Raw genomic sequence first — 22,736 nt, forward strand, 5'->3', positions numbered from 1 at the left:
GGGCCATAGCCAATGCAATTGAGCGAAATCGATTTCGTAATCATCGGCGCGGCGAAGTCAGCCACGACCTGGCTACAAACCCAATTGCAGGCAGACCCAGCGGTCTACATGCCGGATCCTGAGCTGCATTATTTCTCGCGTGAATACGATCGCGGCAAAGACTGGTATCTTTCGAAGTTCAAGGAAGCTTCGAATGGCCGGCTCATCGGTGAAAAATCGAATTCCTATCTGTATTCGCCCGAGGCCGCTGCCCGCCTCCATCGCGACTTGCCACAAATCAGGCTGATTGCGCAGCTCCGTAATCCAGTTGAGCGCGCCTACTCCAGCTACTGCATGCTGTTCAGGCGGGGCGAAGTGGGGCCGAATATTGAATCCTACCTCGACCCCTCTCGCGGCGAGAATATGCAGATCTTGGGATCGGGTAATTTCCATTCGCATCTTGAGCCATTCATCGACCTTTATGGTCGCGACAGGCTTCTCATTCTCTTCTTTGATGGCGTTACCCGCGATCCTGACGCGCAAATGCTGCGCGTTCGCACGCACCTCGGGCTGCCGCCGCGCGCAATCGCGCAAGTGGGATCCCAAAAGGTGAAGGATAAGACAGCACCGCTCGTGCCACCCACGATGCGGCGGAGGCTCGCATGGCTGAAGCCCATTGTCCGCCCACTTAGAGGTTCCGCGCCTTTCGAAGCAGCTCGCGGGCTCGTAGCGCGCAAGACCGAATACCCGCAACTCACGAAGGAATTGCGGGATCGCTTGGGTGAATATTATCAACCATCGGTAGAAGCGTTGGAGCGCTTGAGCGGGCAGTCGCTCCATCACTGGTATGCCAACCAACCAAAGCAGCATCTTAACGGCGCCACCATGTAAGACTGAATTAGCGACTGCCGTGAGGGAGGAGTGGAAGAAAGACTGATGCGGGAAGAACCCTAATCAAATCGGGTTCTTTGGGGCGCAAACGAGCTAATCGCTTTGCTCACCTGCAGCGCGACACTGGGGCTGGTAACGCACGGCTTGATCACCCCTCGGGAGATCGGCGTCGGGGGCCTTCGGAAGGGCCTTGCACCCTCCAGCGAGAGAGTCTGAACCACTATGAAGAAGTTCATCATCACCGGTATCCAGATGAGAAACAAGGGCTCTCAGGCGATGTTTCTCTCACTCTACTCAGGGTTGAAGGAGAGATATCCGGATTGCGAAGTGATCGGCTTTGCCAATAAATACGACGAACCGGAGCAATATGATTTTCAGCTCCTTCCGTATGACTATTTCACCAGGCTTCTCTACAGGTATCGATTGAGCAGCGTGCCGGTCCTGACTCCGCTGATTACGTCCTTCGCCGGTTTCTGGCGCAAGACCGACAAATGGAATGGGAGTGTGGGCCAGATGGAGCAGGCACTGCGCGACGCAGATGCCATCCTTGATGCCAGCGGGTACACGCTCGGCTCTGGCTGGGGCAAAGGAGGCGGGCGCCTGCTGCTGCAAACGGTCAGGATCGCCAGACGCTATGGCAAGAAGATCATTCTCATGCCGCAAAGCTTCGGGCCCTTCGATTGGGGAGAGGATGACGATGCAGAATTCCTGGCGGAGGTTAAGCAAGAACTGAGCTACTGCACTAAGATCTATGCACGTGAGATCGAGGGATACGAGTGTCTGAAAGCACTGGGCCTGCGCAATGTAGAACTGTCGGCGGACATGGTTATTCGTGAGGCAATCTTCCCCAAAGCGAGTGATATCCATCCCGATTACGTGCCGCCGAGGATGGAACATCCCGAGGCCGGCGCGGTCGGCTTCATCATCAATGAGAACGTTTTCCGGATCGGCGATCCTGACGCAGTTCTCGAGCTCTATGCCAAGCTGCTGAGCAAATTGCTGGACGATGGGGAGAACGTTTACGTTTTGAGTACGTCGACCGCCGATTTCCAGTTGGTGGAAAGAGTTCTCGCCAAAGTGGACGCAAGGGACCGCATCGGACTCATTTCCGGAGAATATTCGAGCCCTGAACTCATCGATATCATCGGTCAGTTCAAATATGTGGTCGCGTCGCGCTACCATTCGGTGGTGTTTGCCTACCGGTCAGGTGTACCTGCAATCATTCTTGGCTGGGCTAGCAAATATCTCGATCTTGCGGCTCACTTCCAGCAGCAGGACTATGTCTTCGACATCAGGGATCCTGGTGTCGACCGTATCATCAGGCAGATCGAAAAAATGGGTGCCAATCATGTGATCGAGGCGACGCGCATACGTGAATGCCTTGCTAACATGCAGGCCACTTCCGTCATAGAAGCTGCTCTGGCGGCGCTCGAAAGGCAAAGCCAAACTGCGGCCGCAGCGTGAAGTTCAGCACCGCTGTGCGGCTGTGATCGCCGTGACTACCACCGCTGCCTGTCACTCGGAGCTTACTCACCCTTAGTTCTATTCCGATACCCAAAATCCCCCTCGCATGGGTCCGGGGGCCATTTACATTTGTGCGATGTGCGGAATTGCTGGCTTCGTTGACTTCTCCGGCAGGCTTCAGGCCGATCCGCGGCGTGTGCTCGACCAGATGCGGGATTCTCTGCATCATCGCGGGCCAGACGCCGGCGGATCCCTGCTTGAGGCCGGAGGACGCATCGGCTTCGGTCATCGCCGCCTCGCAATCATCGACCTGTCCGAAACCGGGGCGCAGCCGATGGCATCGGCCTCTGGTCGTTATGTCTTCCTCTTCAATGGCGAAATTTATAACTTCCCTGCGATGCGTTCTGAACTCGCCGCCCTGGGTACCCGCTTCCGCGGGACATCTGACACCGAGGTTCTGCTTGAAGCCATCGAACGCTTCGGCCTTGCCGATGCACTTGAGCGGGCCGATGGAATGTTCGCGCTCGCCCTATTCGACCGCAAAAAAAACGAGATTTCTTTCGCGCGAGACAGGCTTGGAAAAAAGCCACTCTACATCGGCATGGTTCAGGGAGCCCTGGCGTTCGGATCCGAACTGAAGGCGATCCGAAAACATCCGGCGTTCGCCCGTCCCGAAATCGATGGAGCCGCTGCAGGGCATTTCGCCCGGCTCGGCTATATCCCCGCCCCATTGTCGATCTATCGCAACATCGGCAAGCTCGCTCCTGCGAGCTATGTTACCATCGCAGTCGACGATCATCCCCCCGACCTCGCGACGCTGCTAAATCTTACGCGCAGCTATTGGAGCATGTATTCGGCGGCCAGCAATGGTTGCGCGACACGCTTTGATGACGAAGGCGAGGCGCTCGATGCGCTGGAGCATAGCCTCGGCCAGGCAATCGAACAGCGACTTATCGCAGATGTGCCGGTAGGTGCCTTCCTCTCGGGTGGCGTGGATTCTAGCCTTGTTTGTGCGCTGATGCAGGAGCGGCTTCCCGGTGCAGCCAAAACTTACACGGTTGGTTTTGCGGAACCGGAGGTCGACGAGACGGCCCACGCGGCCGAGCTCGCCCATCATATCGGATCACAGCACACCGAATTGATGCTGGCCCCCCATTCGGCACTTTCCGCCGTGGAGGAGATGCAAGAGGTTTTCGATGAGCCATTCGCCGATCCTTCTCAACTGCCCTCGCTGCTGATTTCCCGCCTGATCCGGTCGGAGGTCACAGTTGCCATCTCCGGTGATGGGGGGGACGAATTTTTTGGCGGATACATGCGTTACCCGCGCATGCTCGCTATGGAGCATTTGGCGCAGCAGATACCCGCCGGTCTGCGGCGCCTGGCCACTGGGACACCGGTCTGGCTTCTCGATGCCGCCACCAAGGCGAATGCGCTTCTAAGGCCCGGAAGTGTTGCCGGGACACTTGGAGGAGACAGGGCGGAAAAACTGCTCGGCATTATCGCCGAACCCGATTTTCGACATCGGTACGAACATTTCCTATCCCAATGGATCGGTGTTGACGGAGCGCGGCCGAGTCCCATCGTGTCGGCAGAGATTCCACAGGGGCTCAGCAAGCTCGAACAAATGATGTTCGTCGATGCCATGAGCTACCTACCCGATGACGTGCTAGTGAAGGTCGACCGGACGTCAATGGCGGCAAGTCTGGAAGTACGTTCGCCGCTGCTCGACCATAAGGTGATTGAGACGGCGTGGCGCATGCCCGACAGCTTGCGTATGCCGGCGGGTACGGCTGGCAAGGTCGCCCTTCGGAGGTTGCTCGCACGACGGGTGCCCGACCACATGATCGATCGCCCAAAGCGCGGGTTTGGCGTGCCCCTTAATCATTGGTTGCGCGGTCCGTTACGCGAACTCGCGGAAGAGCACTTGAGCGCGGCTCGAATAAAAAAGCTAGGGCACTTCGACAGCGAGGCAGTCGCTCGTCGTTGGCAAGAACATTTATCCGGACGCAGGAACTGGGGCTTCCATCTATGGACATGCATCTGCTTCAGCATGTGGCATCGCCGTTGGATGGAAGATCCGTTGGCAGACGAGGTGCGCGCAGCGTAAACCCTAGGATGCCTCTATCGCGTCAGGCGACGCCGTCCGACGGTGAAAATTCTTCCACATCCAAACGTCGAGCAGAACGGCCGTGACCAGCCCGAATCCGATATGCGCGTAGCTTGCCCCTATCGCTCCGTAGATTGGAATGGCTTGGAGCGCGATACCGAGAAACACAGCAGTCGAAAAGACCGCTGTTGCGAGGACATACAGTGGGCGGTTCATGGCAAGCAGCGCCGAACGTGAAGGGGCGGAATGCATGATCAGGAAGACCGCGGTCAATTGAGCCATCAGGATCGGATATGCAGGGGCAAAGCCTGTTCCGAAAGCGAGCGGAACCAGCGTCTTCCCCATCAGAAAAGCAGCCAGAATAATGCCGCCCATTATGACCGCCAGCAGGCCTTGCACGCCGAGGATGATCTGGCGGAACTTGCTCCTTACCCTACTTGCCCAAATCCTTGCCAGATCGGGGTAAACCACCATCTGGATCATCTCGCCGCAGGCCATGGCTACCTTCGCCATCCGCTTTGCCAGATGGTAAAAGCCGGCAGCTTCCGTGCTGTCAGTCAATGCGCCTACAATCAAAGTGTCGGCTTCATGAGTGATGGTACGCAGTGCGCTGGAAGCGTTGGTCGTAAAGGCGAAACTCAAGAAACCGGGAAAGTCCTGTAAAAGATTGCCAATGCGAGCGCGTAGCGGAGAGGGAGTGCGCTGGCGGCTCAGCTGCCGGAAAGCGATGAAGTTGTAAAACAGGGCATCGATCACCTGCGATATGGTCCACACCCAAACGAAAGTGATGAGGCCGCTTCCGGCCCAGTAGAAAATGGCGGCGAGGAACAGGCGCAGGAAGCCCGCGAGAAAAACGATATAGGCCATCGTGCGGAACATGCCTGCCATTCGCATCACTGCCGACGACATGCCGCGGAGGTTAAGGGCAATCGCGACGGAATAGATCGCGACAAGTGAGAACATATCGGGCGGGAAAGCGAAGAAGCGGGTAAGTACAAACCCTACCATTATCGAAAGAAGCGCGGCGACGATCGCGCCCACGACGTCTAGGATGAGACCGAAGAGGTATAGCCGCGACATGCGCTGAGGGTCCGCAGCGGCTTCCTCTGTCGCAGCATAGCGTACCAGCGGTTGCCAGGACTCGAAGCGGACGATGCGTTCGCAAACGCGGCCTACCGCCAAGGTCATGGCCATTACGCCGAATGCCTCAGGACCGAGTGCTCTGGTGGCGAGTGCTAGGCTGCCGATCATGACAATGGCATTGCCGACACTTCCGGTCATCAGGTGCAGCACGCTTACGATGCGTGAGCGCAGCAAGGTTTTCGCTGTGCTTTTCATTGGAAGATGCCAAGCTGGTCGGACTTGGGTACGTCAGCTCCGCGCTTTTTCTCGATCTCGCATGATGACCGCGATCTCACCTGAATGGGCTCCTTTTGCAGGCAGGTAAGCAGCGCTAGGAAAATCGGTGCAAGCCAGAGCCGCGCATACATATGTGGCACCGTAAGCGTGAAGAGGCTGAAAATCAGCAGCACCCCGATGCAGATGATACCGCGCTGCGGATTATCGGAAATTCCTGAAAGGCCGCGGAACCACATGAGGCCTAGAAGAGCGATAAAACCGATCAGGCCTAGCAGACCTGCTTCAGTAAGGAGGAGCAGGGGGAAAACATGGACCGGCGCCTGATGCATGCTGACAACCCGGAATCCATCCGCGCCCAGACCGACCACCAAGGTGTCCCCCGCCATCCGCCACGCCTCTTCAGCCAGTTCCATCCGCCCGGTGAACGTTCCTGCTTCTTCGAGTCCCCCACCCGAAAGAGCGCCGAGAACCCGCTGTTCAAAGGGGGCCGGCAGTGGGAGGCCGCTCGACATGTAGGCAGCGCCAATGGCCAGAATGGCGAGAAAGGCGACGACGGCCCGGTGCGGCCAGCGGACTAGCATCACGAGGGCACTCGCTGACAGGCAAATGACAAAGCCGCCGAAGCTGGCTGACGAAAGAAGCCCCCAAAGAAGAAGCAAAGCGCAAATGACGCTGAGCAGTGGGTTCATCAGTCTGCGGTCGACGACGTAAAAGAGGAGGACCAGAGCGAAGCCCGCCATGGCGCTGTTGTTGTTAGCGTTTCCAGAGAACGCGCCGAGCCTGCCCATGCCGGTTATGAAGTTGTTGCCTAGGTATGGCGCAGTGTCTGCGTAGTCAAAAAAGATATTGGCGATATTCCCGACAGCCTGTGAAAATGTGACCCCAAGCACGTAGAATACCACGCAGCGCTGCAGTGTCCTGTGACCGAAGCTGGCGAACATCATCGGCAGCAGCAAATAGGCAAAGCTGTATTGCAGGGCGACGATGAGCCAGCGGGTGATCTCCCCGTTCACCAGCGTGCTGACAAACAAGCTGCCCAGCATCAGGATGAGAGAGAACAGCCAGGCTGCAGACAGGCCCGCGAAGGGTGCGAGGTTCAGTCTCGCCGTGCCGACTAATCCCAGCACAACCATGAGAAACGCAGCATCCGAAATGGTGAAGTTGAGATTGCCGGGCCTGACGATATGCCAGGAAACCGAAAAGACCCCGATCAGCAGAAATACAGTTAGCACCTTGTCGAGCGACATGTTCGCTTTGGAGGATGGCATTTCGCTCCATGCGTCATGCCGGGGGGTGCGCGGATCAAATCCGTAATGGTTTTCCAGGGTGCCCATCGCACCGAACTGGTAAAGTATCTGCGCTGCCCGACCAAAGGCGGGTTTGGCTATCGCCTGCCCCTGATGGCGGGCCGCGCGCGGCAATTATGAGGCCGAAACTACGCCTTTCGGAGGGATACCTATTCCACGCGTCGAAAGTGGGTCACGAGCAATACCCGGCTGAGCCGTATACAAGACATCTCAGGAAATGCAGTTTTCTGGCATAATCCGCCACGGTCCTATGCGACCAGGTCTCCGGAAAATAATGCTGCCTATGAGAAACAAACGGACCCCTTTGCCTTTCACGCTGTGGCTAGCATTGGCGTTGGTGTTGGTCGCCTGTTCCCGGCCTGCAGAGAGCGGCACGCAGGCAGACGAGGCGACAGCGGCTTGGAGAGCTCCGCACATTCCGGCCTTCCCTGGGGCTGAAGGCTACGGATCGCGAAGCAAGGGCGGCCGGGGAGGCAGGATCATGCAGGTCGTTTCTCTTGCGGATTCCGGCCCCGGAACCTTGCGCGAATGTATCGAGGCTATGGGACCCCGGGTATGCGTTTTCCGTGTGTCAGGACTGATCCGGTTTACCGGTCCGCCGCCGCGTATCCGGCACCCTTTCATCACCATTGCGGGGCAGTCGGCTCCCGGCGAGGGTATTACTTTGGCCCATGGGGGTGGAGAAGTTGGACGGACGCCTTTGGTGATCAAGGATACTCACGATGTTGTTGTGCGTCACATCCGTGTGCGTAACGACCGTATCGGTAATAGGAGGGGCAGCGAGGATTCCATTACCGTAGAGAAGAGCTCGCATGTCATCATCGACCACGTAAGCGCCAGCTGGGCGCGCGACGAGCTGGTGAACGGCTACGACCGCAACAACTTCATAACCATCAGCAATTCCGTCTTTTCGTGGGGTATTCCTGATCATGACAAGTGCGCGTTGCTGGCTTCCGATCCCCACATGCCCCAGCATTTCAGTTTCGTGGGCAACCTGTGCGCGCATAGCGGTGACCGAAACCCGGACATCAATTTCCCGCCCGGGTCCTGTGTCGAGGTGGTGAACAATGTGTTCTACAACGCACGATCCGAGTTCGCCGAGGTTTGGGAAAGCTATGGTGGAACACCGGTGGCGATCATCGGAAACACTTTCGTCGCCGGTCCGGACACGCTGGATAACGCGGTTGGTATCAAACGCCAGCGCATCGCAAGCAAAGGCTCTGCAAAGGTTTATGCCACCGGCAATCAGTTCATCGGCAATTTCCGGCAACGTGACGAAGATCTCAGTGAAATCGAAGTGGCGCAACCGGCATGCACACTGACGATTTTGCCCAGCTCGGCGGCGCAGGCTTACGACCGCGTTCTGAATAATGCGGGGGCCTTCCCTCGCGACCCGCTTGATCGCCGGGTGGTGGACGATGTGCGCAGGCGCGCTGGTGCGATTGCGAAAAGGCCTGGCGCCATCCCATTTTTCTCAGCGGCCCGCGCGGCAGCCGACACCGATCGCGACGGCATGCCGGATGGGTGGGAAAGGGACAATGGTTCGAATGCGGACTTTCCCGATGCCTGGGAGGATGCAGACGGCGATGGCATCGCTAACCTTGATGACTGGCTTGACGAGCGGCATCGCCAGCTAACCCGTGCTGCGAACTCGCAGGCCGGTGCCTAGCGCTGGGCAAGGGTAGACAATGGGATCGGCATGAAAATCCTTCACATTATCACAGCCCTCAATTTCGGAGGTGCCGAGAACATGCTCGCCAAGCTGATGGAGCAGGGCGGTGCCGATGACCATGAGGTCCTCTCGCTGCTGCCTCCCGGTCCGGCCGCTTCAAGGATTGCTGCGTGCGGCATCAGGGTTCATTCGCTGGGCATGCGACGCGGTATGGCGGGTCCTTGGTCTATTTTGCGATTGCGCCAGCTTGTCGAGGATATAGCGCCCGATTTGATCCATGGATGGATGTATCACGGAAATCTTGCGGCCAGCTTCGCCCGCAGGTTTTGCACTCGTTCCTTGCCTTTAGTCTGGAACATCCGTCACTCAATTCCGGATCTTGCGATGGAGAGCTGGCAGACGCGTCAATTGCTAAAAGTCAGCGCGTGGATCTCGAATGGTCCCCAGGCCATTATCTACAACGCGTATGCCTCGCGCGAACAGCACGAAGCCCTCGGCTACTCTTCCCGCGACGGATTAGTGTTGCCCAACGGCTTCGACACCGAGCGCTTTGCGCCCGATCCTGACGCTCGCAAATTGGCTGAAGCTCTCTTCGGGTTTTCCGACAGAACGTTCCGCATAGCTTGCGTCGCACGATTTCACCCGATGAAGGACCAGATGCGGTTGTTGTCTGCGGTTTCGGACGCGCGAGCAAAAGGCGCCGACATTCAGCTTCTGCTGGTCGGCCACGGATTCGAAAACCCTCCGCCTGAGATTGCAGCGCCAATCGCCGATCATATGTCACCAGACAGCGTATTAATGTGCGGAGCTCGCTCCGATGTGGCGGACTGGCTGCCGGGAATAGATCTGCTGGTACTTCCTTCTGCTTGGGGTGAGGGTTTCCCGAATGTCCTCGGCGAAGCGTTGGCTTGCGGGGTGCCAGTGGTAGCCACAGATGTCGGTGACAGCGCACGTATCGTCGGTCATCATGGTTTGGTGGTTCCGCGGAAAGATACCGGAGCCCTCACTCAGGCCTTGCTTGCCATGGCCGCGCTGCCTGCATGCGAACGTGCCGCCATGGGGCGGGCAGGTCGCAAACGGATCGTTTCCGACTACGCCATCGGGAGCGTCGCGGCCCATTATAACACGCTGCATGCGGCCTGCCTTGAGGATTGGCAGCGGAGCAAGCGGACCGGGCCGGTTACTGGGCGCCTGAGTAATTTTCGATAAGAGTTTTCGGGCTGAGGACTTCGTCCGACTTCGTGCCCAAGAAATAGACCCCGCTTGCACCATCGACGGCAAAGCTTTCCGGTATAAAACTGTCGAAGTACTGCGCCCAGAAGAATGCGAGCTTAGCGAGTTTTCCGGCTGTGCGAGAGCGGAAGACGCTGCGGGCGAAATAATCCACGGCCCACATCAATGTGCGCCCGGGTCCTGCAGAAGCGCCTGAATCGATCAAAGCGAATTTGCGAAATAGGTAACGATGGCCCCGTTCGCTGAAACGCGTGAAATCATACGCAGCTTCATGAACTTGTTGCATGAAGGGGGTCTCCGCATAGACGAGGCCGCCGGGCTTCAGCACTCGCCAGATTTCGTCGACGACACGTTGCGGCTCGAGCACGTGTTCGAGCACTGCCTGGATGACCACTCCATCGTAATAGTCATCGATAATCGGGATGTCGTGCGCGTCCGCGACGAACTGAACCAGCAGGGTCGCATAGATATCAAATGAGCTGACCGTGATGGCGGGATCGTCATAGATTGCATCCATGCCCTGACCGACGCTTCCGCCTCCTATAACCAGTATGCGGGGGGCGGTTGACGCACATTTGATCTTTTCAATGAAAGTCGCAACGTTCCGCTTTGTGGCCTTCTTTTCAGGAGAGAGAACTGCCTTGATCAATTTAGCCAAGGAGGAATGATGGGGCCGTGAAATCACACTCGCCGCGCTAGTCGTGATCACATCGTCGCGCTGGATCACAGATCGCTCGAAATCGATGAGAACCGGCAGGTCTCCGGCGAGCGGAAAGTCGCAGTCCTTCCCGGTATCGGCCATGGCAAGCCTGCCACTTTTCCGGTCGAAACGGATAGGTCGATAGGTTTTCGGGCATCGCAGGGCGCCGTCGAGTTGCTCGATCCTGGCGATCATCAGCGTTTTCCCTCGAATTGGTGGTGAAGGGGATGCTGCACAGGCGGCAGATTGGTCTCGATCGCCAAATTTTCGCGATCAGGGGCCGCTCGCAGCTGTCTGTCGACGAGATCGGCGTAGACCTGCTCCATCTGCCGCATGTGGCGATCTTTCGTAAATCGCCTCTCTGCCATTTTCCGCGCCCGGTCAGTAACCTCCCGAATGCATTGGGGATTGCCGAGCAGACGGAGTGCCGCCTCGGCCATCGCTGGCGGATCATCGGGGGGGACGAGAATTCCGCAATCCGCCAGCGCCTCGGCATTGCCACCCGATCTAGTGGCGACCACTGGGGTACGCACCAGCATAGCTTCGACCAATGTGCGACCGAGTGGCTCATTCAGGGCAGTGACCAACAAGGCATCGCATGCCGCAATCCAGTGGTGGCCCGGCTCGCGGTAGCCCATGAGCGTTACCGGGGGTGGGGAGGTTTGGCAGCTAAGCCGGTCTTGCATCCTCTCGGACAACGAGCGGTCTTTTGCCTCGCCAAACATCACACCGACGACGGGGCGCTTCGACATCTTGCGCAATTCATCTACGGCATCGATGAATGCTACAGGACGCTTGCGAACAATGTACTGACCGAAATAGCCGCAGATGATCGCATCTTCGGGGCAGCCGAGTTCGGCCACCAATCGTTGGCGCATGTCGTCGCGGTCCACCGATATCTCAACATCGAACGGGCTATGAATTACTTTTGCCTGTCTCAATTTACCCCAGCGGTTCGTAGGCAGGGCATAATCGGATACGGACACAATCTGGTCGGCAAGCAAAGGCGCGACCATTCCTGTGCCGCGGGCATCGGGATCGCCGCGATGATGCCAGACCATGCGTGCTCCCGCGAGCTTTGCGGCGAGCGCCCAACTGGCATGGGTGCGCCCGTCATTGGTGTGAACGATATCCACTTCGAGGTCTTTCAGCAGCTTTGCCCGACCGATTGCTCGGGGAAGCGTGCTTAGCGCGTTGCCGATGCCGAAGCTGCGACCGACCTTGAAAGGTTTTCGCAGCGCGCAAGGATCTTCAATCTGCTCATAAGCTCTGAAATATTCGGCAATCCTCCCATCCGGAACCTCGAGGACCAGCAAAATCCGGTAAAGGCTCTGAGGAAGCTCATCGAGCAGCCCTTTCAGGGAGATATGGCTTCCGCCCAGCCTGTCGCCCGCGAAAGCGAAGCAGATCGTGATCTTTCGCTCTGCGCTCATTCAAATAGCCCATCGTTCCTGCGATCCTGTTGGACCGGGTTTCGTCGAACAGCGAAGATCGGTCAGGTGGGGGGGAGGCTCAACCTATCTTTGGTATAGGTGGGGCCGGAAAGATGGGCATGCGCGAAAGTCCGCGGAACTGGCCGAAGGATCGAATGCTGTGCGTTATCGCTTTCACCGTCCGCAATTGCTTGCTGGCAATGGCCCCGACGAACTGAGGAGGCCGGCACCATAGCGTTTGTCATCCGCGGCAAGCATGCTCAGATATTCCTCGATATTGGGATAACCGTCACCGTCGGCGTCGTCATTGGCATCCCAGCGTGCCGCATCGGTATTGGCAAAGCGGTTTTCCCAAGCGTCGGGCATGCCGTCGTTGTCGCTGTCCGGCAGCGGGGCAAAGCCAGCGGTAATTTTAGCAAACCCGCCGTAGTCCGCAGGATTTCCACTCGTGAACCCGCCTTGGAATAGATAGGGCGGACGGTCGCAGGTGCGAACGTCTTCGATGTAGAGGGCGTCGACATTGTCGCGGCAAGAGCCCTCCCGGCAGAGAATTGCGCCTGCCTGATCGAACACGGTCCTTTGAGAGGTAGCTGCGTCTGCCAACATCCACGGGAGAAGGTAATTTTCGCTTATGCCGGGAGCGTAAGTCCAGTCGGTCTGGTATACGCCTGCTCCGATGGTAGAGCCGGGATAGGGGCCGAAGCCACGGCGGGTGACATTTCCTGCGCGGTAGATTGAAAATCCGAAGGCAGCATTGGTTGCCCGGTCGAATAGGGCCGGGAAGAAGGAGTCGGGCCGGTCCTGCGAGAGCACACCCTCCAGATGGGTGTTGTTGACCCAGTTGAGGTAAACGCTGCCGAACTGATTGGAAATCAGCCCCGGCTCACTGATGAAGTTATAGACGGTGTTGCCGATGTAATCGATCTGGCCTGTGCTGTTGGAAGTGGGTCTCTGGACGCCCCCCGCGATATTGGCTCCGCGTTCGTCGCCGTGCTGTGACAGATTGTAGGCCACTGTCACGCGATTGACAGGTTTCATGAAAAAGGTCTTGCAGTGATAGCTGCCCGGATCATGTCCGGCGTTGCGGCAAAGATTGGGGCCGATCATCGAGAATTGGACGGTGCAATCGGTGCACACAGCATCGAGGCTCTCGTCGGTTCCGAACATGGCAGTCACGTGATCGAGGATCTGGCGGCTGCTGTCCCCGATGCGAACGGAATCCCCGTTGCTGCTGGGCGCATCGAGGTGATTTCCATATCGAAATCGGATGTGCCGCACGATGGCGTCGTTTTGCTGCCGAGTATAGAAAAGCGGCGCATCGACCAGTCCGGTGCCGCGCACGACCTCGATGCCCTGGGGCGATGTCTGGCCGGCGATGTAGAGCCCGCCGACTGTGATACGCATTTCGGATTGGATGACTATCTGGCCGCTCACATCAAAGACGCAATATCGGGGGCGACCGGAAGGAATTGCATAAGGAGAAGTCACCTGAAGTGCGAGCGCGCATTCACGCAATGTGATCAGTCCATCATTCGGGTCCGCTGTGTCCGCCAGACTGTTGATCCGATAGACAACGGCATTGGTCGAGCGTGCGCTTGCCTGCGCTCCGAACCCTATTGCGGTGGGAAACGCCAGAGGGTGACGGCCAGCCTCTGGTATCTCGCCATCGTCGGGGTTGGAGAACGCGGATCCGGCACCGGTATCTGGCGGAGATGGAGGTGAAGCGGGAGCAGGCGTAGGAGACGGGCTCGGTGTGGGAGGTGGCTGGGAATCCCCGCCTGAACCACAAGCTGCAAGGAGTAACAACGTGGATAGAGCAAGAGCGGATCGCTCCGGTCTTATTTTACCTGGCCCATCCTTCCGAGAAATGTGCTGCATCTTCAATCCGCCTGTGACGAACGACACCCTTAAGAAGTCCAATGACGCCGACTGCCGATATGGAGCTTTTCGCAATCCACCAAATGCCGCTGAATCTTTTCATTGGCCAATTTGGCGACACGTGCAGAAAAGAGGGTGAAATGCGCAATTATATTCCCGAAGTGCGAGTTTGGGCAAAGCTTTCGGAAAGATAATCGCTGAATGGCGAATTCAAGATAGCGCCTGAATTTAGAGCCTGTGGATCGAGCGGACATGCATGAAAGCCTCCGCTGCCCGTAAATGGACCGTAGAGCCGCGGACTGCCGCCAGCGCTCGAAGCGCTTCCGGACTGCGTTCGTCGGGGAAGCGGCGGACCTGGCTCTTGAACGCCGAGAATGCCTCGAGTTTGAGCTCAATCGTGTCGGTGATGTCGATGAACACATTGGGTACGAAAGCAGGGGTCGTTGGAGCGGCGTACCAGTTCGTTTCGCTGACCGTTTCGTAGCACAGGATCTGACGGGGCGCCCGGTCGTGCCGCGGGCGGGCGGCGACCATGGATGCGAGGAAAGTCAATTGATGATCCAGATGAATATCGCCCACGAATGGTAGCAGCAAGGTATCCGGCCTGATCTCTTCGACGAGATTGGCGAAGGGCGCGTTGCAGTCGCTGGCTGGTATCGTGTCGAGCGCAGCGGCCGGAAGATCGAGAAGGCGGGTGTCGCCGACGCCGATTATGGCATGGGCGCGCCGCATCTCTTCCTGCACCTGCTCCACCTGATCGGGTGGGAAGGTCGGCTGCTTGCCGGTGGTGGCAATCGCGATCGTGACTTCGCCGCCTTCCGCAACGAGCCGTGCAAGCGTGCCTCCACACCCAAGTATCTCGTCGTCAGGATGCGGTGCGATGGCAAGCACGCGGCCGAACTGCTCTGACAGTTTCAAAAGCCGGTTCCTCCGAGTACGGCGTGCTGTTTCGGCGCTTTGCCAGATGCCGTTTCCCAATCGTGAACTCTCAACAATCCGCCCCCGGTCATCACACTGAAATGGTCTTCGCTTCGTTCTACCACCTGCCCTGCAATCGCATGGTGGACTCGATCGCTGGGAAGGACGCTGCTGCGCCAGATCGTGAAGCGGTCATCCTTATTGAACGTGAAGGCGCCGGGATACGGTTTGCCCACGGCACGTATCAGACGGTCAATGGCGTTTGCGCTGTCATTCCAGTCGATCAACCCATCTTCGCGTGTCCGCTTGGCTGCATAGGTGGCGTAGCGCGGATCCTGCGGCTGACGAGCGATGTCACCTATGGCAATCTTGGCCAGCGATCTTTCAAGCATCTGTGCCAACGCGCCCTGATGCTTTTCATACAGCGTTTCAGCCGTTTCGTCCTGAGCGACATGGAAGAATTCCTGGTCGAGCAGGTCGCCGTCGTCCACCCCCTGTCCCAGCCACATCAGCGACCCGGCCGTAATGGGCTCTTGCAGCAAGATGGTCCAGGGCAGGGCCGCTCGCCCACGCAAACGCGGCAAGGCGGCCGGGTGATAGCCGATGATCCTGTCGGGCTTGAGCGACATGAATTGTTCACGGCAGATCTGCGACCAGCCTATCACGAAGATGAAATCAACATTCGCGCTGGCAATCGCCTGAAGCGTTTCCGGGCTGTTCGAATTGAGTGTCCGAAAAAGTTCCGCACAAGATTGCGACGCAGCATCCGCCAGGTCGACGAAGTCCGAATGACGCGAAGCCGCCGCCAGCTCAAGCGTCACGATCAGATCGAGCGACCAGTCAGGAGCGTGGGCCAACATTCGAGCAGCAAGTTCTGTGCTGCCTACGCATCCAACGAGTGCGGCCTTCGGCATGGCTTTCAGCCCTCCGCTCTCACGCGAAGCTGCTTTTGCGAATGACGGTCCGAGTGCGCGACATCTTGTAGCGTTTGCGTATTTGAGGATCGTAGCAGATCTATTTCGCCGAGGAGCTGGTGGTTGACCTTGCGCACGTCGTAAATTTCACGAGCGATTTCGAGAGAGGCCGAGCCCATTCGCTCGACAAGAGATGGATCTGCCGCAAATTTCTTCATCGCCTCCGCCAGACTTTCCGCGCTGCGCGGAAGAACCAGCATGCCGTTGTGGCCTGGTCGAATGGCATCACGGCAACCTGGTAGATCTGTCGTGATTATCGGCCGACCGCTGGCCAGCGCCTCGAGTATGGTGCGCGGCAGACCCTCCCGGTAATACGATGGAAGCACGAAGACCGAGCATGCCGCAAGGTAAGGCCTCACGTCGTCGGTTCCGGGCACCAGCTCCACTCCGTACTGCGCTGCCAGCTGGTGGCTCTCTTCATGAGAGATACCAGAAGGATTTTCATCCTCGCAGCGACCGACTACCTGAAACTGACAGCCGGGATAGGTTTGCCGAACCACCCGTGAGGCTTCCAGAAACTCCAAGATGCCCTTGTTGCGCATCAGCCTTGCAATCAGCAGGAAGCGGATCGGCTGCGTCACGGGAGGGGAGGGCGGGAAACGTTCGAGCGAGACGCCGGAACCTGGCACTTTGACTACCCTCTGCTGGCGATTGATGATCCCCAGTGCCATCATGTCATCGCGATCATCGGCATTAAAAACGAAGGTTGTCCGGGCATGTGCAAGCGCTGTCCGATAGAGCCTGACTACCGCAGCCCGCAGCCATCCTGGGTAATCAGCGTCCGTGCTGAATACCTGGCCCAGACCTGACATCAGCGCGTAGAAGCGAGGTTTGCTTCCGCCCGCCGCGGCGAATCTTGCCGCTGTGCCTCCATATATTATTGGTTTCTGAGTGTATGCGAGGACGATGTCGGGCTTGTGTCGCCAGATCGCCAGAACGTAGCTGAAAAGAAGCCGTAGATCGGACAGCACGCTTGTCCCGGTGCGCTGCATGGGCGTCAGGTGAAACTCGACACCCATTTCGGCCAATTTGCGTTCGGTCGCAACATCGCGGTCTGGCGCGCAGGCGATCACGTCGTGACCGTTGTCGATCATCGCTTTCAGCAGGTCGCCGCGAAAATTGACGAGGGAGTAAGCGAGGCTGGAGAACACCAGCACCTTCATCGCGCCCGCCACCTCGGCGCTTCTAAAAGAGTCACGACAAAAAGCTGGCGCGGAGGGCCGCTGACCCGTGATGCTGGGGTATGTCCGCAAATCATCGTCCGGATATGTGAGCAATATACGTGCTTCGACAACAGCGGCAGACGGCTATCATCCTTTCGATATGTGAAACGGGATTTTTAGGGACCTTGGCCTCCTGAAAGGAGAGAAAGACCTAGCCGAATGATCGCATCATATCCTTGCCGGGTGCTCAAGGACGGACTGCGACTAATCCGGATATTGCCTGCTTGCACAGGCTCCCACTTGGGCCGGCTGCTCTAGTCTCGGATGCATCGAAGAGCTGCCGCACCTTACCAATTGGCAGGTGCGGGCAGCAGAGCAACGAGCCAAAGCTTATGAACAAGCCTGATAACAGGATTCAGAGCAGGGATGCATATCTCGAGGCCGAACAGGCCCGATGGCTGATGCCGATGCGGCGGCGCAAGCTGCGCCGACTGATGCGGGATCTCGTGGTCATTTCCATCGATTTTACGATCCTGTTCCTGACCCTTTACGCAGCGCTCAACCTCCTGCCGGTCCAGCCATTCGGTCCGTGGGGGAGCTTCGGCATTTTCAGCCTGGTGTTTGGGTCTATCGCGACCGCATCCTTTGCCATCGCCGGCCTTTACAAGCGCAGCTGGCGGTTCATGGATTTCACCCATTCGAGCTTCCTCGGCCTGGTCATCCTGGGCGGCTTGTTCCTAGCCTGGATCATTGTTTTTTCATTCCGCGAAACGCGTGCCGAGGCTTTGTCTCTGCTTCCGGTAGGACTGATCCAGTGGGCCTTTGCCACGCTGGGGATGCTGAGTGTACGGATGATGCGACGGGTCGAGAGGCAGTATACGGAAAGGCGGCGGACGGCGCATCGCGCAAGGCCGAAGGCCAAGGTGCGCAAGAAAGCAATACTGATCGGATCCTGGCAATGGGCGCGGGTTTCGATCGACTTTGCGCAGGGTGATCAGGGCTCGTCGGTCGAGATACAAGGAGTTCTGCTTCCCCGTCAGGAAGATTCCCTGAAACGGGTTGACGATATCCCGGTGCTTGGGGGGCAATACGAACTGGGCGCAGTTCTTCGGCGGCTCGAGTTCGAGGACAATCTGCCAGATCATGTCATTGTCTGCGATGACGGCACTTTTCTCAGCAATCGCGATGTCGCGCGGATCATCCACACCTGTCGCGAGCGGCAGGTGGAAGTGTGCAGGGTGCGCGACCCTTGGGCGCAGCTGCTCCAGCATTCATCCGATCCCACCAACGCAGGTCTGCCGATCGAGGAATTGCTGGGTCGTAGCGAGTACAAACTGGATGCCAAAAGTGTCGTGCGTCAGATTGCCGGTCGCAGCATCCTCGTAACGGGCGCAGGAGGGACGATCGGATCGGAGCTGTGCCGACAAATTGCCCAGATCGAGCCATCAAGGCTGGTTCTGTTCGATGCCAGCGAATTCAATCTCTATAATATCGAGATGAGCCTGCGGGAGTTGCATCCCGATCTCGAGGTGGTCGCCGAGATTGGCAGCATTTGCGATCCCGCGGCGGTCAACCGCGTGTTCGAGAGCAACCAGCCGCTGATCGTCTTTCACGCCGCCGCGCTGAAGCATGTCCCAATCGTCGAAGCCAATCCATCAGCCGGCGCGATGACGAACATCATCGGTACGCGGATCGTTTCGAATGCGGTGTGCCTCTACGGCGCCAAAGCCATGGTCCAGGTTTCGACCGACAAGGCGGTCAATCCGATCGGGGTCATGGGAGCGACCAAGCGGGTCGGCGAACTGTATTGCCAGGCGCTGGACATGTGCGGGGTCGACGACCAGGGCGCGCCGCGCTTCATGACGGTGCGTTTCGGCAATGTGCTGGGGTCGAGCGGATCGATCGTTCCCCTGTTCGAGCGTCAGCTGCGCGAAGGAAGGCCGCTGACGGTCACGCATCCCGATATCGAACGGTTCTTCATGACTGTCAGGGAGGCGGTGCAGCTGATCCTCCTGAGCAGTTCAAGCGCGCTGGAATCGAGGATGCAGAGAGGCTCCATCTTCGTTCTGGATATGGGCAAGCCGGTCCGCATCGTCGACCTCGCCCGGCGCATGATCAACCTATATGGGCTGGAGCCCGAGGAAGACGTGCCAATCGAGTTCGTTGGTCTGAGACCTGGTGAAAAGCTCTACGAAGAACTGTTCGACATCTGCGAGGAGCAGGTGGAATCGGGGATCGAAGGCATTTTCGAAGCGCGCTCCCGCCCCATAGCGCTCCCCTTCATTACCATGGCCATCAATCTCATCGCCGAGCGCGCCCAATCGGGTGATGATGAAGGCATCGTGCGGCTAGTTCACGGCCTTGCCCGCTATCCGGCGAGCGGGAAGGAGGAAGACCTTCTGTCTTACTCTTCCGCAGCGGATCTCTCGCAATTGTTCGAACGGGCTTATCGGGCGGAGGCGATCAATGACCGCTGATGCAGCAACTCTGACAACATCGCACCGCGGGGTGTGTTCCGCTTGGCCGAGGTTCGACGCCGATGAACGCGCGGCGGTGGACGCCGTCCTATCCTGCGGTAAGGTCAATGCCTTGATCCACGGCGAAGAATGCGCGGGCTTCGCCAGCGAATTCGCCCAGTTTCTCGGTGCGCGCCAGGCGATCTGTATGGCCAATGGCACGGTGACCTTGGAGATTGCCTTGCGGGCGCTTGGCATTGGTGCGGGTGATGAAGTGATCGTACCGGCGCGCAGTTTCTTCGCTACCGCCAGCTGTGTGGCCGCCATAGGGGCCAGGCCGGTTTTTGCCGACGTGCTTTCCCCATCGCAGAATATCGATCCGGCGTCGGTGGAACGGCTTATCACTCACAAGACCAGGGCCGTGATCTGCGTGCATCTGGCAGGATGGCCCTGTGACATGGCTGCGCTAGGCGAGATTTGCGACCGGCACGGCGTGCTTGTGGTCGAAGATTGCGCGCAGGCTCACGGTGCCGCGATCGGCGGGCGCAAGGTCGGCACCTTCGGCGATGCAGCCTCCTTCTCCTTCTGCACCGATAAGATCATGTCGACCGGCGGAGAAGGCGGATTGCTGGTGATGCGCGATGAGACGGCCCACGAGCGGGCGTGGTCACTGAAAGATCATGGTAAGAATCCGCGCAAGCTTGCCGATGGCAAATCCGCGGTCGGACAATTCCGCTACATTCACGACAGCTTGGGCAGCAACGCACGGATGACGGAGATGCAGGCGGCCATCGGCCGGGCGCAATTACGCAAGCTGCCGTCCTGGCTCGCTGCGCGTACGGCCAATGCGAAATATCTCGCTCAGGCACTGGCGGAACATCCTCTGCTGACAGTGCCCGTGCCTCCGGAAGGCATCACCCATGCGTGGTACAAGTTCTACCTCCTTCTGCGCCCTTGTGTGAAAGACCCGAAGGGACGGCGCGCGGCCCTGATCGAACGGTTGGTTCAGAGGGGTATTCCGTGCGGCACCGGCTCCTGTCCCGACATGAGCCTCGAGCTTGCCCTCAAGAACCTCGATTGCCGGCGTGATGCCAGTCTGCCCAATGCCCATGCGCTGGGCGAGCGGACGATCATGCTGCTCGTCGATCACACTCTCGACAAAAGCGACATGGCGGTGATGGCGGATGCCTTGTGGGAGTGCGCTCGATGAACGGGCGCGGATGCAACGATTAGGAAAGGCAAAGACATGAACAATATCAAGACCCTGATGCGAGCTTTGCTTTGCCTCGCCGGATTGACATTCCTTGCTGCATGCACCGGTTCGCTCTCCGACCTGCCGCCCGTCTCCAGCGCGGAGATAGGTGATTACCGGATGCAGCCGGGGGACGAGCTGCTGGTTACCATTCAGGATGTCGAGCAGAATGATCGTTCCTATGTCATTGATAGTGGGGGGATGATCTCGCTCCCGCTGCTGCAGGAAGTCGCGGTGGCGGGGCTGGGTCTGCGCGAGATCGAGCGGAAGATCGCCGACGGGTACCGGGCGCGCAATGTCCTCACCGATCCGATCATTTCGGTCCAACCCGGAGCGCTTCGTCCCTTTTATGTCATCGGCGAGGTGAAGGGGGCGGGCGAGTTTACCTATCGCCAGGGAATGACTGTACTTTCAGCTATTTCCGCCGCCGGAGGCTATACCTACCGCGCCAAGGAAGGCGAGGTCGAGATCGTCCGTTCCGTCGAAGGTCAGCAGGTCAGGATGCGGGCCGGGGAGGATACACCAATCCTGCCGGGGGACCGGATCCGGGTCTATGAGAGGTGGTTCTGATGACGCTGCGGCGCGGCTTGCTGGCGACGGCGGCGGGCTGTGCGCTGGCCGGTTTTCCGGGCTCCGGATCGGCGCAGGAGATCGGTTCGACCGCCCCGGGAGTGTCCGGATTAGGCACCGAACACCCACTTGATCGGACGGTGATCGGCCCGATCACCCTGGACGTGGGCGGCGAAGCCCGGCTGCTTTATGACAGCAACCTTTTCGCCGAGCCGGAAGACGGTGCGAGCGATGCGATCGCTATCATCCGCTCCTATGCCAATATCCGGCACCGGGCCGGTGCGCTGACTACGGTGCTGTCCACCCGGCTGGATCTGCGCCGCCATGCCGAATTCGAGAGCGAGGACGCCGATGCCGCCAGCGTGCGTCTGGCGAGCGAGTGGAGCCCGCGCGGCGGGGAAACGCTTTATGCCAGCGGCCATGTCGACCGCGTGATCGAAGTGCGCGGCGATCCCGAATCCCGCCGCATCCAGGGCATCGGCCCGCGCCTTTACCGCATCGCGGGAGGATCGGTGGGCTACACCCGCAGCGGTTCGCGCTTCCTGCTCGAAGTGGTGGGCGATGCCCAGAATGTCGACGCGCTTGCGCTGCGCGATGCCGACCGCGATCACGATCTGTATTCGGGCCGTGTGACGCTGGGCTATCGGCCGGGCGGCCCGCTGTTCTTCACCGGCACCGGCTATTACACGCGGCGCCATTTTCGCCTGCTCGATCCCGTCACCAATGCCGACCGCGACGTGGCGACCACCGGGGCGCTGCTGGGCATCCGCTTTGCCGATGGCGGCCTGATCGAGGGCAGGGTGGGGGCGGGCGTCTTCCATGTCGAAGCCGACGATCCGGCGCGCGACAACCGCACCGGCTTTTCGCTGCAGGGGCGACTGACCTATCGCCCGCGCCCGCGCACCGCGATCAATCTCGATCTCTTCAACGGCGATGTCACTTCCTTCCGCACCGGGGCATCGACCCGGATCGAGACCAATATCGGCCTCGGCGTGGATCAGGAGATCCGCCACAATCTGCTCGGCTCGGCGCGGGTGAAATGGGAACGCTACAAATTCGCCGGCGGCGGCCCGGCGCCCATCCAATCCCCCGTCCAAGAGCGCTGGCAGGCCGCAGCCGAGATCGAATATCTGGCCAATCGCCGCATGTCGATCGTGGGCGAGGCGGCCTATGGATCGCGCAGCAGCGACGACCCGCTCGATGAATACAGCCGTTTCAGGGCCGGGGTGGGCGTCAGGCTGCGGTTCTGACGCCGGCGCCGGACCGCGGGCGCAATCCCACCGCGCCGCCCCGCTCGTAAAGGCCGCCCAACAAGGGCCGCCGACATATCAAAATGGCTACCCAGTAAAAGCCGCCGCCGATACCGATGATAGGGCGAAA

General features: G+C 58.9%; 17 protein-coding genes. 9 read left to right on the forward strand and 8 right to left on the reverse strand.

Going from position 1 to position 22,736, the window contains the following annotated elements; all coding sequences use genetic code 11:
• Positions 1 to 18 precede the first annotated feature (18 nt).
• From ACI2I1_RS15325 to asnB, 3 genes are all read left to right on the forward strand, one after another.
• Positions 19 to 870 carry a sulfotransferase family protein gene (locus ACI2I1_RS15325; protein WP_404679816.1) on the forward strand — a complete coding sequence of 284 codons (852 nt, stop codon included), beginning with the start codon at positions 19 to 21 and terminating at the stop codon, positions 868 to 870.
• 222 nt (positions 871 to 1,092) lie between these two features.
• Positions 1,093 to 2,334, forward strand: a complete 1,242-nt coding sequence (locus ACI2I1_RS15330; protein WP_404679817.1) for a polysaccharide pyruvyl transferase family protein — start codon at positions 1,093 to 1,095, stop codon at positions 2,332 to 2,334.
• A gap of 136 nt (positions 2,335 to 2,470) precedes the next feature.
• Positions 2,471 to 4,441 carry an asparagine synthase (glutamine-hydrolyzing) gene (gene asnB / locus ACI2I1_RS15335; protein ID WP_404679818.1) on the forward strand — a complete coding sequence of 657 codons (1,971 nt, stop codon included), beginning with the start codon at positions 2,471 to 2,473 and terminating at the stop codon, positions 4,439 to 4,441.
• A 3-nt stretch (positions 4,442 to 4,444) separates the two neighbouring features.
• On the opposite strand, the gene ACI2I1_RS15340 is transcribed toward asnB, so the two are convergent.
• Entirely contained in the window at positions 4,445 to 5,779 is a 1,335-nt protein-coding gene (locus ACI2I1_RS15340; RefSeq protein WP_404679819.1) for a lipopolysaccharide biosynthesis protein, read from the reverse strand.
• Complete coding sequence (locus ACI2I1_RS15345; protein WP_404679820.1) at positions 5,776 to 7,221, reverse strand: hypothetical protein; 1,446 nt, start codon at positions 7,219 to 7,221, stop codon at positions 5,776 to 5,778. The genes ACI2I1_RS15340 and ACI2I1_RS15345 overlap by 4 nt, the downstream gene beginning before the upstream one ends.
• Positions 7,222 to 7,810: 589 nt before the next feature.
• Here ACI2I1_RS15345 and ACI2I1_RS15350 point away from each other — a divergent pair.
• Positions 7,811 to 8,776, forward strand: coding sequence for a pectate lyase (locus tag ACI2I1_RS15350; protein WP_404679821.1), 966 nt, complete (start codon positions 7,811 to 7,813; stop codon positions 8,774 to 8,776).
• A 30-nt stretch (positions 8,777 to 8,806) separates the two neighbouring features.
• Positions 8,807 to 9,988 (forward strand): glycosyltransferase, encoded by a 1,182-nt coding sequence (locus tag ACI2I1_RS15355; RefSeq protein WP_404679822.1) that lies wholly within the window; start codon positions 8,807 to 8,809, stop codon positions 9,986 to 9,988.
• On the opposite strand, the gene ACI2I1_RS15360 is transcribed toward ACI2I1_RS15355, so the two are convergent.
• The 6 genes from ACI2I1_RS15360 to ACI2I1_RS15385 all read right to left on the reverse strand — a co-directional run bounded on the left by ACI2I1_RS15360 (position 9,960) and on the right by ACI2I1_RS15385 (position 17,078).
• Positions 9,960 to 10,739, reverse strand: a complete 780-nt coding sequence (locus tag ACI2I1_RS15360) for a class I SAM-dependent methyltransferase (RefSeq protein ID WP_404679823.1) — start codon at positions 10,737 to 10,739, stop codon at positions 9,960 to 9,962. The genes ACI2I1_RS15355 and ACI2I1_RS15360 overlap by 29 nt on opposite strands.
• A gap of 167 nt (positions 10,740 to 10,906) precedes the next feature.
• Positions 10,907 to 12,145: a glycosyltransferase family 4 protein gene (locus tag ACI2I1_RS15365; RefSeq protein WP_404679824.1), complete on the reverse strand. Its 1,239-nt coding sequence runs from the start codon at positions 12,143 to 12,145 to the stop codon at positions 10,907 to 10,909.
• Between the two features lie 174 nt (positions 12,146 to 12,319).
• A complete protein-coding gene (locus ACI2I1_RS15370; RefSeq protein ID WP_404679825.1) occupies positions 12,320 to 13,549 on the reverse strand; it encodes a hypothetical protein in 1,230 nt (409 codons plus the stop codon).
• A 702-nt stretch (positions 13,550 to 14,251) separates the two neighbouring features.
• Positions 14,252 to 14,941: a PIG-L deacetylase family protein gene (locus ACI2I1_RS15375; RefSeq protein WP_404679826.1), complete on the reverse strand. Its 690-nt coding sequence runs from the start codon at positions 14,939 to 14,941 to the stop codon at positions 14,252 to 14,254.
• Entirely contained in the window at positions 14,938 to 15,801 is an 864-nt protein-coding gene (locus ACI2I1_RS15380; RefSeq protein ID WP_404679827.1) for a methionyl-tRNA formyltransferase, read from the reverse strand. The genes ACI2I1_RS15375 and ACI2I1_RS15380 overlap by 4 nt, the downstream gene beginning before the upstream one ends.
• 59 nt (positions 15,802 to 15,860) lie before the next feature.
• On the reverse strand, positions 15,861 to 17,078 hold the full coding sequence (locus ACI2I1_RS15385; protein WP_404679828.1) for a glycosyltransferase family 4 protein: 1,218 nt from the start codon (positions 17,076 to 17,078) through the stop codon (positions 15,861 to 15,863).
• A 392-nt stretch (positions 17,079 to 17,470) separates the two neighbouring features.
• Between ACI2I1_RS15385 and ACI2I1_RS15390 the strand changes: the two genes are divergently transcribed.
• Genes ACI2I1_RS15390 through ACI2I1_RS15405 form a run of 4 tightly spaced genes read left to right on the forward strand, consistent with a single transcriptional unit; the run spans position 17,471 to position 22,606 of the window.
• Positions 17,471 to 19,555 carry a polysaccharide biosynthesis protein gene (locus tag ACI2I1_RS15390; RefSeq protein WP_404679829.1) on the forward strand — a complete coding sequence of 695 codons (2,085 nt, stop codon included), beginning with the start codon at positions 17,471 to 17,473 and terminating at the stop codon, positions 19,553 to 19,555.
• Positions 19,545 to 20,744 (forward strand): DegT/DnrJ/EryC1/StrS family aminotransferase, encoded by a 1,200-nt coding sequence (locus ACI2I1_RS15395; RefSeq protein WP_404679830.1) that lies wholly within the window; start codon positions 19,545 to 19,547, stop codon positions 20,742 to 20,744. Before ACI2I1_RS15390 ends, ACI2I1_RS15395 begins: the two co-directional genes overlap by 11 nt.
• A gap of 36 nt (positions 20,745 to 20,780) precedes the next feature.
• Complete coding sequence (locus tag ACI2I1_RS15400; protein ID WP_404679831.1) at positions 20,781 to 21,356, forward strand: polysaccharide biosynthesis/export family protein; 576 nt, start codon at positions 20,781 to 20,783, stop codon at positions 21,354 to 21,356.
• Positions 21,356 to 22,606 carry an outer membrane beta-barrel protein gene (locus ACI2I1_RS15405; protein ID WP_404679832.1) on the forward strand — a complete coding sequence of 417 codons (1,251 nt, stop codon included), beginning with the start codon at positions 21,356 to 21,358 and terminating at the stop codon, positions 22,604 to 22,606. Before ACI2I1_RS15400 ends, ACI2I1_RS15405 begins: the two co-directional genes overlap by 1 nt.
• The last annotated feature ends 130 nt before the right edge of the window (positions 22,607 to 22,736 follow it).

It is taken from the genome of Qipengyuania sp. NPDC077563 (assembly GCF_044901345.1).
Taxonomy (GTDB): Bacteria; Pseudomonadota; Alphaproteobacteria; order Sphingomonadales; family Sphingomonadaceae; genus Qipengyuania; species Qipengyuania aestuarii.